The following is a 15,008-nucleotide window of genomic DNA, read 5'->3' as shown; positions in this document are numbered from 1 at the left end:
TGGTCTCCTCTGGCAAAATTAAAGAAATATGCTCAGTAGGGGGGTATTTTGTGGAAAAACTAGAATTTATGATTAGTAAAATGCCAATTATATTAAATGCACTGCCCATTACTTTAGAAATATTATTTTTTTCAGTGGTAATAGCACTGGTAGTGGGAATGATATTAACATATGCAAAAGTAGGTAAGAATAAGGTTGTTAGATGTATTGCCAGTATATATATATCATTTATGCGCGGTACACCAATGATTGTCCAACTTTTATTGGCTTTTATCGGGATTCCACTGATTTTAGATAGTTTTGGAATATCAACTGCAAATTGGAACAACATAATTTATGCAATAATTGCTTTTAGTCTCAATGAAGCTGCATTTTTTGCTGAAATATTCCGCTCGGCCTATCTGGATATAGACAAAGGACAGATAGAAGCAGGACAAAGTATTGGAATGACTAAGTTCCAGACATTTAGAAGAATAATATTTGTACAGGTAGCAGCAAAGGCACTCCCAAATACAACCAATATGATTATTGAACTTATGAAAAATACTTCATTAGGTATAGCCATAGGAGTAACGGATTTAATGGGAATGGCCAAGCAAATTTCATACAACAATTATGGTGTTGGACAAACGGAAACTTTCATAGTGGCAGCATTTATATATTGGATAATGGGATTAATACTTACCATTGTCTCTAGCAATATAACAGCTAGACTTAATAGATATAATAATCCTGTTTTAGCTAATAGGAAAGCAAGTTAAAAATCGTTGCAAATAGAAGAAAGGCGGATTTACTATGAATTTAGATATGGAATATATGATTCAGTGTATAAAACCTATAATATCCAAGTTCCCAATTACATTATATATGGCTGTAACTGCTACAATTCTGGCATTAGTAGTTGGCTTGATATTTTCAGTTATAGTCAAGAAAAATATATTTTTATTGTCTAAAGTAATACACTTTATCAACTCATTTTTAAAAGGTATTCCAGTACTAGTGATATTATATATTTTATATTATTCAATGCCCACTATACTGGTTTCATTAGGAGATAGCTTAGGTTTTAAATATGATATAAAAAATCCACCCAAATTGATGTTTGGCATATTTGCATTTGGAATAACCTATATTCCCTATATGTGTGACATGATAATATCAGCATATGATACCATCCCAAGAGGACAAACTGAAGCATGTGATTCAATTGGATTTACAACCTTTCAAACTATGCAAAAAATAATAATTCCACAGATGGTAGTTGTATGTGTGCCTATTTTTGGCAATCATTTTGTTAATATATTGAAAGCCACCTCACTGGCATATATGGTAAGTATTATTGAAATGATGGGAGCTGCTAAAAATTATGCTACTGGTACCCAGAGATTTATGGAAACTTATATAGTAGCAGCATTAATATATTGGATTATTTGTATAGCATTTGATAAACTTTTTGCTTTGATTGAAGCAAATACTGGAAAATATAGAAGAAAGTTAGCACAGTAACTTGTATAGGGGGATAAAATAATGGAATTTACATTTAAAATGCCTACGAAAATTATTTTTGGGGTTAACTCAGCGTTAAAATTAAATAGTTTATTAAAGGAATTAAATTTTAAAAGAATATTTGTAGTTTCAGGTAAGTCTTTTGAAAAAACAGATTGTTTTAAGATATTCATATCTAATTTAATGGATAAAGATTTTGATGTAACTTTATTTACAGATATTATTCCAGAACCTACTGTAAAAGTAGTTGACAGGGCTGCGGAGGTATTAAAGAGCAGCTGCTCGGATGTTGTAATTGCAGTTGGTGGAGGAAGTACTATTGATATTTGTAAAGCAATATGTATGTTAAAAAATAATGAAGGATCTGTAAAAGAATATTTGTTCAATGGAAATAAAACTGTAGAAAACAAATCATTACCTTTAATTGTGGTTCCCACAACAGCAGGCAGCGGCAGTGAAGTGACTGCTGCAAGTGTAATATCAGATGAGGAAAATAATATAAAGTTGTCAGTAACCCATAATTATCTAATACCAGAAATTGCAGTATTGGATCCTGCCATGCAAACAAGTATGCCCCAATTGGTAACTGCAAGTACGGGAATGGATGCACTTACACATGCTATTGAGGCTTATGTTTCAAAAAATGCATCAATAATTAGCGATACATATGCAGAAAAATCAATAGAGCTTATAGGAAAGAATATTTATACTGCAGTATTTACACCTGATAATTTAGAAGCTAGAGGGAAAATGGCTGTTGCAAGTACACTTGCTGCAGTAGCTTTTGCAAATGCTGGACTTGGTGCAGTACATGGAATTTCCCAGGCTATGGGAGGCATAGTTCATATACCCCATGGTGTTGCCAATTCTATGCTGCTGCCGGCTGTAATCAAAAAGAACATGGTTGGAAATTTAGAAAAATTTTATAGAATAGCCAAACTGTTAGGTGAGAAAGTTGAGGGACTCACTGTCAGAGAAGGAGCCTTAAAGACTATTGAGAGAATAAGGGAGATGGCTTTAGATTTAAAAATACCTGGTAAATTATCCGAGGTAAATGTAAAAAAAGAGATGTTTCCTCAAATAGTCAAGGGAACAATGGAGTATAGATTATTACCTTTAAATCCAATTAAACTGGAGGAAAAGGATGTATATGAAATATTGAATGTTTTGGTATAAAAATTTGTAAATAAAGGGGAGTAAAAAATGAATTATGAAAATTATAAACAGTATTTAAGTCCGGCTTTAGCTAAAGCTACAGATTTAATTATGGAAAGCGGTAAAGGATGTTATATGACAGATATTAATGGTGATGAGTATTTGGATTTTGTACAGGGTATTGCAGTTAATGCATTAGGACACTGCCATCCGAAGGTTGTACAAGCTGTTGTAGAGCAAACCAAAAAACTGATGAATGGTTCATTTAATTTAGTTAATTTTCCAACCACTCTAAAGCTTGCTAAAAGATTATCTGAAGTAACCCCTGGAAATTTAAATTCAATATTTTTCTCAAATGGTGGTGCAGAAGCAATTGATGGAGCATTAAAATTGGCTAAAGCATATACTAAAAGACCTGCAATAATAGCCTTCAAAGGCTCATTTCATGGTAGAACTTTAGGTGCAACAACTATTACTGCATCTAACTCAAAGTATAGAAAATATTATGAACCTATGGTTGGATCAGTTTATTTTTCCACTTATCCCTCTAAAGATCTATGCCCAAAGGGCTTTGATGAAAAGCAAAGAACAGAGTATTGTTTAAATGAATTAGATAGTTTGTTTAAATATGTTGTGGCTCCGGAGATGGTGGCGGCAATTATAATGGAGCCGGTACAAGGTGAAGGGGGTTATGTGGTACCTACCAAGGAATTTGTACAGGGTGTTAGAGATATTTGCACCAAACATGGAATTTTATTGATATTCGATGAAATTCAATCTGGTTACGGCAGAACTGGCAAGATGTTTGCAGGAGAGAATTTTGATGTAGTTCCAGATATTATGACCGTGGGAAAGGCAATTGCAGGAGGGCTTCCAATGAGTGCAGTAATATCTACTCCGGAGATAATGGATGAATGGCATGCCGGTATGCATGGCACTACTTTTGGAGGAAATCCTGTATGTGCTGCAGCTGCATTAGCAGTATTGGAGGAATACAAGAACGCTAATATTTTAGAGAATGTCAATAATATGGGGGCATATTTGCGAAAGAAGCTGGAAGTTTTAAAAGAAAAGTACAGCTGCATATCTGATATTAGAGGATTAGGGTTAATGGTAGCTATAGAATTTTCCTATGAAGATGGCACTCCGGCAGGTGATTTATTTGAAAAAGTTAGAGATAAATGCTTTAAGAATAAACTATTGACTCTGGCATGTGGGGTTTATGGAAATGGACTGAGATTTGCTGCACCTTTAAATGTTACTGAAGATGAAATAGATAAAGGTATAACAATTATTGATAAAGTGTTGGGTGAAATATGGAAGAAATAGGAGGAACAATAATGGATAAGAAAAGAGTACTTTATTATAACATTGATGACAGTTTAGATTATGAAAATTCTTTATTAAAAGAATGGGGCATTGACAGTCTGGAACTTGTTGAAATTAAGGACAGAGAAGGAAAAAAGCCTTTTATTGAATATGCCTATGATTTTGATGGTGTAGTAGTAGAGTACCAGCAGATGACAAAACAAATTATAGAGAGTCTGCCTAATCTGAAAATAATTACTCTTCAAAGCATTGGCTATAATAATGTAGATATTTCTGCAGCTACTGAGAATAATGTATGTGTCACCAATATTCCAGGATTTTGTACAGAAGAAGTTGCCCTGCATACCATTGGAATGATTATTGATTTGGTAAGAAAAATAACATTTCTGGATAGGTTGGTAAGAAAAGGCGAATGGGATCCTTTATGTGGATATAAAACATACAGATTAACGGACAAAACAATAGGATTATATTTCTTTGGGAGTATTCCCAAAGCTATGATGCCAATGCTAAAGGCCATGGGATTAAATGTTTTGGTATATGCCCCTACAAAAACAAAAGAATATTTAGAAGAGTTTGGTGCAGAAAAGGTAGAAACATTTGATGAATTGTTAATAAAATCAGATTTTGTTTCATTACACTGTCCGTTAATGGCATCCACAACCCATTTAATTTCAGAGAGAGAACTAAAATTAATGAAGGAGAGTGCATATCTCATAAATACTGCCAGAGGTAAGGTTGTGGATGAAACCGCATTAATAAAAGCTTTAAAAGAAGGGTGGATTAAAGCAGCTGCAGTAGATGTTATTGAGGATGAAGATAATGAACAAAGTGAATTATTTTCATTAGAAAATACAGTTATTACTCCCCATGCAGCATTTATATCTGAAGATTCATTTTATGAAGGTAGAAGGAGAGCTTTAAAACAGCTAGTTTTGAGATTGGCGAAAAATGAAAAACCTGAAAGTTTGGTAAATAAAGAATTAGAAATTAAATTTTAAGGGGTGTTTGGTTATGAAAAGAGAAATAAGCATTGATAGTTGTGCATTAGCACAAGGACCTTATGTCCAAGGACTAGTTTATAATGGAATGATTTATGCCTCTCAAATTGGAATAGATAAAGAAGGCAATTTGGTGGAAGGAGGAATTAAGGAACAGACAAAGCAGATTATGGAGAATTTTAAGTTGATCCTGGAATCAGAAGACTCAAGCATGGACAAAATTATTCAATGCACAATATATATTGTAAATATGGAAGATGCCCCCCTTATGAATGAAGTGTATGCAAGCTATTTTACCAAACCGTATCCATCACGATGCTGTGTACAGGCAGCTGGAATGTCAGGTGGAGCTGTAGTAGAAATGTCAATTACAGCGGCAATATAAAAATTTAAAAGAGAAGGCAGGTCTTGGATGTGTGTTTAAGAGTAGAAAACCATATTGTACTTGATGTTAATGAGCCTTCAACTATGGTGGAAATAACTGTTGATGGCAAAACTATAATGGCTAGGGAGGGAGAACCTATACTTGCAGCATTACTTGCAAATAATATTTTTATTAACAGGTATACATTAAAACGCAAAGAACCAAGAGGATTGTTTTGTGGAATTGGTCAATGTACGGATTGTGCCATGATTGTAGATGGAACGCCAAATGTAAGAACATGTATTACTCCTGTAAAAACTGGCATGGTAATAGAAACCCAGTATGGTTTGGGGAGGGAGAGATTTTAATTATGATAGAAAAGGACATTGTAATAGTTGGAGCTGGTCCTGCTGGATTAGCTGCAGGAATTGAAGCGTCTTTGGCAGGGGCTGAAGTTTTAATGGTAGATTTGAATATGAAACCTGGAGGTCAGTTGTTCAAGCAAATACACAAGTTTTTTGGTTCTTCTGCTCATAGGTCTGGTGTAAGGGGTATGGATATTGGCAGAGAGCTAGTGAAAAAAGCAGAAGAGAATGGAGTGGAAATTTGGCTTGGAAGTACTGTTATAGGATTGTTTCCAGGTAATAAGGTCGGAATAGAAAAAGGTAATGATAATGAAAAAAGAAAGCTTATCACTGTTAAAGCTAAAAAAATAATAATTGCAGCTGGAGCATCTGAAAATGTAGTTAGATTCAAAGGATGGACTAAGCCTGGAGTTATGGGAGCTGGTGCGGCACAAACCATGGTAAATGTTAACCATGTAAAGCCAGGTGAGAAAGTTGTCATGCTTGGAAGCGGCAATGTTGGCTTAATAGTATCTTATCAGCTTATGCAGGCAGGCTGTGAAGTTGTGGCTTTGGTTGAAGCAGCTCCTAAAATAGGAGGATATGGTGTGCATGCTGCTAAGATCAAAAGAGCAGGGGTTCCAATATATATTAGACATACTATAATTGAAGTCAAAGGAGACAATAAAGTTTGTGAAGTGGTAATTGCAGAGGTAGATGAAAAGTATCGGCCTATTGTAGGGACGGAAAAAATAATTAAAGCTGATGTGGTTGCAATTGGAGTAGGATTAAAACCTTCAGTTGAATTGGCCAGACTATTGAAATGCCAATTTACATTTAACGCTATATTTGGCGGTGAGGTACCTCTACACAATAAAGATATGGAAACATCAAATGAAGGAATATATGTAGCGGGAGATACAACTGGTGTGGAAGAAGCTAATACAGCGCTTGAAGAAGGACGTATTGCAGGCATTTCTGCTGCTCAAAAGCTTGGATATATAGATGATGATATTGCAGAAAATAAGAAAAAGGAAATTTGGCAGCGTTTGAAAAGTTTAAGATTAGGACCTTTTGGAGAAAGACGTCTTAGGGCAAAAGAACAAATTATGAAAGAATATGAAGACAAAATAAGGATACCAATTTGTAAATAAGATTATAAGAAGGTGGATAAAATGGCATTAATTGATACAGGTTATTTGGAATATGAAGAATTAAAATCAATTCAAAAATTACCCGGTAATGAAAGGTATAGTAAAGGGCCTGTAGCTGTTATAGAGTGTGTACAGGAGATACCTTGTAATCCGTGCGAGACAGCATGTTTAAAAGGAGCTATAAAAATAGGTGAACCTATAATAAATTTGCCTACTGTTGATTTTGACAAATGTGTTGGATGTGGAATATGTGTTGCTAAATGTTCTGGTATGGCAATATTTATTGTTGATAAATCCTATTCTGAAACTACTGCAGCAGTTACTTTTCCCTATGAGTATTATCCCCTTCCCAAAGTAGGCAGTTTTGTGAAGGGAGTAAACAGGAAAGGGGAAGTTGTTTGTGGTGGAAAGATAGTTAAAACTATGAATCCTAAATTTTATGATCATACTTGTGTTGTTACTTTAGAAATACCGCAGGAGTTTGCTGATGAAGTTCGCAGCATAAAAAGGGAGGTATTGTAGTGAGTGGGAAGTTCACTGATGATATATTAGTATGCCGCTGTGAAGAAGTCACTTTAGGAGAAATTAAAGAGGCAATCAGACAAGGGGCAAAAGATGTTACTGGCGTAAAGCGGCGTGTGCGTGCTGGCATGGGGTTATGTCAGGGAAGAACTTGCGAAAAGTTGGTTCAGCAAATTTTGTGCCAGGAACTTGGAATTACACTTAAGGAAGCAGGGAGTTCAACTGCAAGGCCGCCGGTGAGACCAATTTCTTTTGGAGAACTTGCAGAGGGGGAAGTACAATGAATAATATATTTGATGTAACAGTAATTGGAGCAGGTGCAATAGGAACAAGTGTTGCATACCATCTGGCTGAAAAAGGCTTTAGTGTAGCAATAATTGATAGTGGAGATATAGCACATGGTTCGTCAAGTCATTGTGACGCAGTGGCACTTATATGTGATAAAAAACCCGGAATTGATACAAAAATGGGAGCTGCAAGTATTGCCCATTATAAGGAATTATCAGAAAAGTTCAGCTATGATTTTGAATTTGACCAAAAAGGATGTTTGTATGTTTGTGAAACTGAAGCTGAATATGAAGCTGCCTCCAGTTATGTGGCTGAGCAGCAGAGAGATGGATATGATATGTCAATGATTGACTCTAAAATGCTGCAGGATATGGAGCCCTATTTAGCAGAGGATATGGTAGGTGGAATTTGGACTCCGGGAGATGCGGCAATGAGTCCTTATAAAGTATGTTTTGCATTTATTGAAGAGGGAAAAAAGTTGGGATTAGAGGTATTTACATACTGTAATATTAAGGAGATTAAATTAGGAAGTAATAATGAAGTTGAAAAAATTATTTTTGATGAAGGAGAAATAATTACTAAGAAAATAATTAATTGTGCTGGAGTGTGGGCACCTATAATTGGAGATATGGTGGGGATTGACATTCCCATACAGCCTAGAAAGGGCATGAATTTAGTATCAGAAAAAACTAAAAAAATTGTATTTCACAAAATATTAGAATTTGGATATATGATGAGTAAATTTGATGATATTAATTTCAAAAGAAATGTGAGTGCTTTAGTTGAAGAATACAATGTAGCATTTAATATTGAATACACCCATGCTGAGAATATATTATTAGGGGGATACAGAGGATTTAGAGGATTTGATAACCGCTCAGAAATTGAAGCTATGAAAGCTATTGCTGAAAGGGGATTGAGATTTTTTCCCTGCTTAAAAGATGTCAATTGTATAAGAAGTTATGCTGGTGTCAGACCCTTTGTAGAAGATCATTTACCTATAGTATCTGAAGTGAATGAAATTCCAGGTTTTTATATAGCAGCAGGTCATGAAGGTGATGGAATTTGTCTGTCACCTATTACAGGAAAGCTAATGGCACAAATGGCGGCCGGTGAAGAAACAGACTTTGATATTAGTCAGCTGAAATTCAGCAGGTTTAAGGCTAAAACAGCTCAATTGGATGGGAGAGAATGTTGATGAATAATAGAACATATGAATATATATCTTCAGTAAATTCTTGCGGTAAAGTTAAAATGTTAAAAGGACAAAATATAGCAGGTTATTCCATCGGCATTTTATATATTGAACATGTCTGGTACCCTATGGTACCAGGCAATATTGTCAATGCCTATACATTTGATTTTCCAGTTAGATTAAAGGCAGTAGATGGACTAGATATACCCAGGTTGTTTAAAGCAGAGAAAAGTGTTTTAGACGATTTAATAAAAGCAGGAAAACAGTTGGAAAAAGAAGGAGTACGAGCTATTAGTGCAGCTTGTGGTTTTTTTGGAAGTTTTCAAAAAGAACTATCGGAAGCTCTAGATGTACCTGTAGCTATTTCAAGTTTGATACAAATACCATGGATTACTGCTATTATAAAACCAAATCAAAAGATTGGCGTTTTAACTGCAGATAAGTCATCCCTAACGGATAAACTATTACAAAATTGCGGAATTGTAAATAAAGAACAATTAATTATTGAAGATCTAAGGCATGAACCAGAATTTTCATGTATATTGGAAGGCAGGGGAGAGTTTGATAATAGTATTGTAGAACAAGAAGTAGTTGCAAAGTCCATGGAGATCATTAAAAAAGCACCAGATACAGGAGCTATTTTATTAGAATGCAGTGATATGCCTCCTTATGCAGCAGCAATTCAAAAGGCGGTTAAATTACCTGTTTTTGATTTTACCACTTTAATTAAATGGCTTCACAATAGCGTTGCTCAAAAGCCATATAACGGTTTTATTTGAGCACAATTATGAATTATGGAAGGACATATACAGTATGATAATAGGTACATTGATTGAGATTATTGGAAAAATATTTTTCATGATTTTATTTGGATTTGTGTTGAAAAAGGCAGGTATTATAACCAATGAATTTCAAAAAGGGTTATCCAATTTATTATTAAATGCTATATTGCCAGTAAGTATTCTTTCATCATCATCCAATCCATTTTCAAAAGAATTATCCAGAGGGCTTTTAATTACTGCCTTATTGTGCTTTATGTATTATATTTCCACATTAATACTCACCCATCTTATTACAGGTACATTCAAAACAGATAATTCAACCAAGAAAATATTTATCACAATGTCTGTATTTGCTAATGTTGGATTTATAGGTTTTCCAATAGCTGATGAATTATTTGGCAGTAATGGAATGCTTTATACCGTGATTTATAATATGTTTTATCAAATATTTTTCTTCACCTATGGAACTAATTTGTTAAGTAATAAAGGAAAATTTAATATAAGTTCAATATTTAAAAGTCCAGTTACATTATCATCATTTGCAGCAGTTATAATATACTTATCTCCTTATAGATTTCCTGTATTTATAAATGAATCCCTGTCCACAGTTGGAGGAATGATGGTTCCACTGTCCATGATAATAATTGGATGCACATTAGTTGATATAAGACCAAAAGAAATATTAAAGGATAAATATTCTTATCTTGTATCATTATTGAGGCTGCTGATATTCCCTTTAGCAGTGATTGGAATACTATTATTAATAGGTATTAAAGGAGAGGTGGCAGTAATAATTGCTGTTTTAACTGGATTACCATCAGGTTCTTTAAATGTTATATTAGCTGAACAATATAATTGTAATCCAGAGTATGCTGCCAGAACCGTTATACAGAGTATGATTTTAATGATAGTTACGCTTCCTGTTATTATATCATTGTCATTAAAATTATTAATATAGTGTTATCAATTCTAGTGTTATCAATTCTATGGTAGATAAATGGAATGCGAGATTTAGTTCTCGTATTTTTTTAGTGTTTAAATCTTAATATTCATACCTAGATAGCTAAAAAATGAAAAATCAAATAATTAAATGTATTGATTTTTTTCTGCTTTTGTGATGAAATATAAATAGGCATTATCTTATAAATATCTGATCTTATTTATAATTATTGTTATAAAAGGAGGTACATATTGTGAATAAAAAATTATCTAAAGGCGCCTATGGAGGCATATCTGGCAAAGATTATGTTCCTTATATTTCCAGTGGTTCTAAATCTGGTGGAAATGCTGCTGTGTTAATAATCGGTATTCTTCTAGCTGTGCTATTTGCAGCATCTACTGCTTATTCAGGTATGAAGGCAGGGCTTACAGTTGCAGCTGGCATACCTGGCTCTATATTAGGTTCCGTATTTATAGCTATATTTGCTAAACGAAAAGGTATTCTTGGTAAAAACTTGCTTCAAGGTATGTCAAGTGGTGGAGAATCCATTGCCAGTGGTATGATATTTGTTTTACCAGCAGTTCTTTTAATAGGTTCAAAAGTTTCTTTCTTGGAAGGTCTTGTTGTTGGTGTAGGTGGAGCACTATTTGGTATAGGAATAGCTTCCCTTGTGTACAACTATTTAATAGTTGAGGAACATGGTAAATTAATGTATCCTGAGTCAATGGCTATATCTGAAACACTTGTTGCTTCAGAAGGTGCTGAAGAATCAATCAAGTATATGGGAATTGGATTTGGAATAGGTGGTGTTATAACTGTTTTAACTAGTTCATTTTTAAATGTGGCTAACAATGTTATAAGTTATGTAAACGAATCCTTCTACAAATGGAAATTTGAAGTTGAAGTTAATCCACTATTACTAGGTATAGGATTTATAGTTGGTATGGAAGTAGCATTGACTATGTTTGCTGGCTCTATATTATCTAATTTTGCTGTTATGCCTTTAATAGGCTACTTTACTTCTTTAGGACAAGGTGGTCTATCTGTATGGAATAATCCGCATGTTGCTATAAACGCCATGCAGGTTAAGGATATAGCAGGTAGTTATGTAAAATATATCGGAGCAGGTATGATGCTTTCTGGCGGCTTGATAAGTGCTATAAGACTTATACCAACTATAGGGTCTTCCATAAAGGAAACTCTTAATGCCAAGTCTTCAAAGGGTACTGGTAGTTCATCTGCTGAAACCCTAATATTACTCGGTGGTATAGTAATAGCTTTTATAGGCGGCTTTCTGGTATCTGGTGGTAACATATTGATGGCAGTAATTGCTTGTATTTTATCACTATTGTTATCCTTGCTATTTGTTATAGTATCCGGTCGTTTAACTGGTACTATAGGAACTTCAAACCTTCCTGTATCTGGTATGACTATAGCTTCTATAGTTATTGTCACATTATTATTTGTAGGAATGGGATGGAAAAACATTGGAGATAACAGAACTCTGCTATTATTTGGCACATTTATAGTTACTGCCATAGCTGCAGCTGGTGGTTACAGTCAATCACAAAAAGTTACTTTTATAGTTGGCGGTGACAAGAATGAAATGCAGAAATATTTTGCCGTAGCTAGTGTAGTTGGTGTTGCAGTAGTTACTGGTGTCATATTATTACTTTCAAGTCAACTTGCAATGACTGGTGATAACGTACCGTTTGCATTACCTCAGGCTAATTTGATGTCAACATTGACTGCAGGTATAATGTCAAATCAATTACCATGGGTCATGATAATTGTTGGAGCTGTTATCGGAGCTGTTTTATTCTTGGTAAAACTTCCTGTAATGACAGTTGCTATAGGATTCTATCTACCTATATCTACCACTTCTATAATATTGATAGGTGCATTCGTACGTTTGTTTGTAGAAAAAATTTCTAAAACTGAGAAAGAGAAGGAAACTAAACTTTCTAATGGTGTAAGTTTATCCTCTGGACTTGTTGCCGGTGGATCTATAATAGGACTTATTGGTATAATACTTCAAGTATCAGGTATTGTAAAAGGAAATGGTCCAAGCGGATTTGCAGCTACTAATGGAGTGGCATTTGTAATGTTGATAGTTCTTGTAATAGCGTCCATGATACCTATACTGAAAAGTAAAGTGAAAAATAATGAATAACAATGAAGAAGTTTTAAATATAATATTTAAAATCTCGGATAATTTGGAATATGAAGTTGATAAAGACCATATTGTGACTATACTTGAAAAACAAGATCACAAGATCCAAAAGTTTTTTAGAAAGTTTAAATTCAGAATTCCGGGATATAAAAAGATTACTATGGATGAGTATGGAAGTTATGTGTTTCTACAAATAGATGGCAATAAAACTGTAAAAGATATTGGAAAAAATCTAGAAGTAAAGTATGGTGATAAAATTTATCCAATCTATGAAAGGTTGTTATTATTTTTAAATCATATTGATGTTAATTGTCACTATATAGAAAAAATAAATTTGTAATAAAGAAGATGGTAGTATATTGCAGCTGCCATCTTTTTTTATTACTTTCACTTTTAAATACATAGAAGAACTTATTCAGGTGCGCAGCAGTGCTTATCCCCCACCTTGAAGAAGTTTGGGGTGTTAGGAATGATAGCCCTCGCATTTTTTAAGTGTTTAAATCATGGATAATGTGATAAAATGTAAGAAATGAAAGGAATATAACAATAGAAAAGAAGTGGATTTGTGATTTGCAGATTAAATAAAGAAGTAATATAAAAAGAGAGGTAGGGTATATGGTGAATTATATTATAGATAAAGCTAAATATTTTATCGAAAGGATAAATAAAAAATACAAGATAAAATTTGCCTATATTTTTGGCTCACAAGCAAATGGCAGAGCTTTGAAAAATAGTGATATAGATATAGCGATATATTTTGAGGAAAAAAGTTCTCTTATAGAAGAGGCCTATATAAGGGGAGATATCATAGAAGAGGGAAAAGCCTTTTTTAAAAAAGATGTAGATATAGTTTCTCTAGACAATGCACCTTTATTATTAAAATATGAAATAATCTACAATGGAATAGTTATTAAAGATCATGATGAAATAGGTGATTTTGAATCTTTGGCCTTAAGAGAGTATTTTGATTTTAAATATTATTCTGATATATATGATAATGCTATGATTGAAAAAATAAGAAAGGGAGAATTTTTTGGAGGATAAAATTTATGGTTAAACGAGAAATAGTAATCTCAAGGATAAATCAATTAAATGAATATGTAAACATACTTAAAACTATAAAAAAATATGATAAAGAAACATATATTAAAGATCCTCTTATATATGGAGCTGCTGAAAGGTTCCTTCATTTGAGTATTGAATGTATTCTTGATATAGGAAATCATGTTATATCAGATATGGGATATAGAAAACCAGAGAATAACAGAGATATATTTTTAGTTTTATATGAAAATAATATACTTGATGAAAAAATAAAAATAAATCTGTGTAATATGGCTAGCTTTAGAAATATCTTAGTGCATGATTATATAAAGTTAGATAGGGAATTGGTGTATGGAATAATAAACAATGATTTAAAAGATATAGAAGAGTTCGTAAAAATAATAATAGAATATGTGTAATCCTCAAAATAGCAGGGATGCATTTGAATTTTTATTTCATAACAATATTATAGATGAAGAACTTGCCGGTAATTTAAAATCTATGGTTGGATTTAGAAATATAGCTGTTCATGATTATCAAACAGTAAATTTAAATATAGTGAAAGAGATAATTGAACACCATATATATGATTTGAAAAGATTTGCAAATCAAATGATTCACGTTAACTAATTATGGTTATATAGATGGTTGTAAGAAATATTTGGTAATTTAAAGTAAATATTAAAATATACGAAAACTAATATAGATTGTAAATATTAAAGGAGGGATATTATGGATATAGCGGCACTTTCTGCAGCAATGAGTGAGTATAGTGTTAAACAATCAGCAGGTATAGCCATTACTAAAATGGCTATGAATGCATCAGAGCAGAATGCTGTAAATATGACAGATATGATAAATAGCATGGCAGTTGATCCTAATTTAGGAAGCAAATTGGATGTAAAGGCATAATATTTATGGATGAGAATGAAAAATTGAAGGAAATATTAGATCAGGAACTGCAGTGGATTCAATATAGGCAAAAAATGCTGAATATTATAGAAGAAAAGCTTATAAAGATGAAGGAAATTGTAGTACAAGCACAGTATAATGATGTTTCCATGGAAAAAATTGAAGAGTTAAACCACAGCATAAATAACTTGGCTCAGCAGGTAAGAGCACTGGATGAAGAAAGCAGAATAACAAAACATGGAAAAATACTTTAACTTAAGTACATCCCCTATTAAGGTATAGTCTAATGCTTAATAGGG

At 33.3% G+C, this 15,008-nt stretch carries 19 protein-coding genes and 1 pseudogene; all 20 read left to right on the top strand.

The features are described from left to right. Positions 1-50 precede the first annotated feature (50 nt). A complete protein-coding gene (locus BS101_RS11250) occupies positions 51-761 on the top strand; it encodes an amino acid ABC transporter permease (RefSeq protein ID WP_148204841.1) in 711 nt (236 codons plus the stop codon). A gap of 34 nt (positions 762-795) precedes the next feature. After that, complete coding sequence (locus tag BS101_RS11245; protein ID WP_012102404.1) at positions 796-1,506, top strand: amino acid ABC transporter permease; 711 nt, start codon at positions 796-798, stop codon at positions 1,504-1,506. Between the two features lie 21 nt (positions 1,507-1,527). Next, the gene (locus BS101_RS11240) at positions 1,528-2,682 is read left to right on the top strand and encodes an iron-containing alcohol dehydrogenase (RefSeq protein ID WP_012102403.1); all 1,155 of its coding nucleotides are present in this window, start codon (positions 1,528-1,530) and stop codon (positions 2,680-2,682) included. Between the two features lie 27 nt (positions 2,683-2,709). After that, positions 2,710-3,990: an aspartate aminotransferase family protein gene (locus BS101_RS11235; RefSeq protein WP_073538906.1), complete on the top strand. Its 1,281-nt coding sequence runs from the start codon at positions 2,710-2,712 to the stop codon at positions 3,988-3,990. 11 nt (positions 3,991-4,001) lie between these two features. Next, positions 4,002-4,991, top strand: coding sequence for a C-terminal binding protein (locus tag BS101_RS11230; RefSeq protein ID WP_073541267.1), 990 nt, complete (start codon positions 4,002-4,004; stop codon positions 4,989-4,991). Positions 4,992-5,004: 13 nt separating this feature from the next. Next, positions 5,005-5,376: a RidA family protein gene (locus BS101_RS11225; protein ID WP_012102400.1), complete on the top strand. Its 372-nt coding sequence runs from the start codon at positions 5,005-5,007 to the stop codon at positions 5,374-5,376. 23 nt (positions 5,377-5,399) lie between these two features. After that, a complete protein-coding gene (locus tag BS101_RS11220) occupies positions 5,400-5,723 on the top strand; it encodes a (2Fe-2S)-binding protein (protein WP_012102399.1) in 324 nt (107 codons plus the stop codon). A 2-nt stretch (positions 5,724-5,725) separates the two neighbouring features. Beyond that, positions 5,726-6,853: an NAD(P)/FAD-dependent oxidoreductase gene (locus BS101_RS11215; RefSeq protein ID WP_073538905.1), complete on the top strand. Its 1,128-nt coding sequence runs from the start codon at positions 5,726-5,728 to the stop codon at positions 6,851-6,853. A gap of 21 nt (positions 6,854-6,874) precedes the next feature. Beyond that, positions 6,875-7,375 carry a 4Fe-4S binding protein gene (locus BS101_RS11210; RefSeq protein WP_073538904.1) on the top strand — a complete coding sequence of 167 codons (501 nt, stop codon included), beginning with the start codon at positions 6,875-6,877 and terminating at the stop codon, positions 7,373-7,375. Beyond that, a complete protein-coding gene (locus BS101_RS11205; RefSeq protein WP_012102395.1) occupies positions 7,375-7,659 on the top strand; it encodes a (2Fe-2S)-binding protein in 285 nt (94 codons plus the stop codon). Before BS101_RS11210 ends, BS101_RS11205 begins: the two co-directional genes overlap by 1 nt. Beyond that, positions 7,656-8,861: an NAD(P)/FAD-dependent oxidoreductase gene (locus BS101_RS11200; RefSeq protein WP_073538903.1), complete on the top strand. Its 1,206-nt coding sequence runs from the start codon at positions 7,656-7,658 to the stop codon at positions 8,859-8,861. Before BS101_RS11205 ends, BS101_RS11200 begins: the two co-directional genes overlap by 4 nt. Continuing rightward, positions 8,861-9,637, top strand: coding sequence for an aspartate/glutamate racemase family protein (locus tag BS101_RS11195; protein WP_073538902.1), 777 nt, complete (start codon positions 8,861-8,863; stop codon positions 9,635-9,637). Before BS101_RS11200 ends, BS101_RS11195 begins: the two co-directional genes overlap by 1 nt. Before the next feature lie 34 nt (positions 9,638-9,671). Continuing rightward, on the top strand, positions 9,672-10,598 hold the full coding sequence (locus BS101_RS11190; protein WP_073538901.1) for an AEC family transporter: 927 nt from the start codon (positions 9,672-9,674) through the stop codon (positions 10,596-10,598). Between the two features lie 235 nt (positions 10,599-10,833). Further along, positions 10,834-12,753, top strand: coding sequence for an OPT family oligopeptide transporter (locus tag BS101_RS11185; RefSeq protein WP_073538900.1), 1,920 nt, complete (start codon positions 10,834-10,836; stop codon positions 12,751-12,753). Beyond that, positions 12,746-13,093: a PqqD family peptide modification chaperone gene (locus BS101_RS11180; protein ID WP_073538899.1), complete on the top strand. Its 348-nt coding sequence runs from the start codon at positions 12,746-12,748 to the stop codon at positions 13,091-13,093. The genes BS101_RS11185 and BS101_RS11180 overlap by 8 nt, the downstream gene beginning before the upstream one ends. 275 nt (positions 13,094-13,368) lie before the next feature. Continuing rightward, entirely contained in the window at positions 13,369-13,797 is a 429-nt protein-coding gene (mntA, locus tag BS101_RS11175; RefSeq protein ID WP_073538898.1) for a type VII toxin-antitoxin system MntA family adenylyltransferase antitoxin, read from the top strand. Positions 13,798-13,802: 5 nt separating this feature from the next. Beyond that, positions 13,803-14,216, top strand: a complete 414-nt coding sequence (gene hepT, locus BS101_RS11170) for a type VII toxin-antitoxin system HepT family RNase toxin (protein ID WP_073538897.1) — start codon at positions 13,803-13,805, stop codon at positions 14,214-14,216. Between the two features lies 1 nt (position 14,217). Then, a pseudogene (gene hepT / locus BS101_RS11165) lies at positions 14,218-14,427 on the top strand (type VII toxin-antitoxin system HepT family RNase toxin); the annotation flags it as partial. Between the two features lie 102 nt (positions 14,428-14,529). Continuing rightward, positions 14,530-14,709, top strand: a complete 180-nt coding sequence (locus tag BS101_RS11160) for a YjfB family protein (protein WP_073538896.1) — start codon at positions 14,530-14,532, stop codon at positions 14,707-14,709. Positions 14,710-14,714: 5 nt separating this feature from the next. After that, entirely contained in the window at positions 14,715-14,963 is a 249-nt protein-coding gene (locus BS101_RS11155) for a hypothetical protein (RefSeq protein ID WP_073538895.1), read from the top strand. The last annotated feature ends 45 nt before the right edge of the window (positions 14,964-15,008 follow it).

It is taken from the genome of Clostridium kluyveri (assembly GCF_001902295.1).
In the GTDB taxonomy this organism is placed as follows: domain Bacteria; phylum Bacillota; class Clostridia; order Clostridiales; family Clostridiaceae; genus Clostridium_B; species Clostridium_B kluyveri_B.
This window is presented reverse-complemented; position numbering and strand designations above follow the sequence as displayed.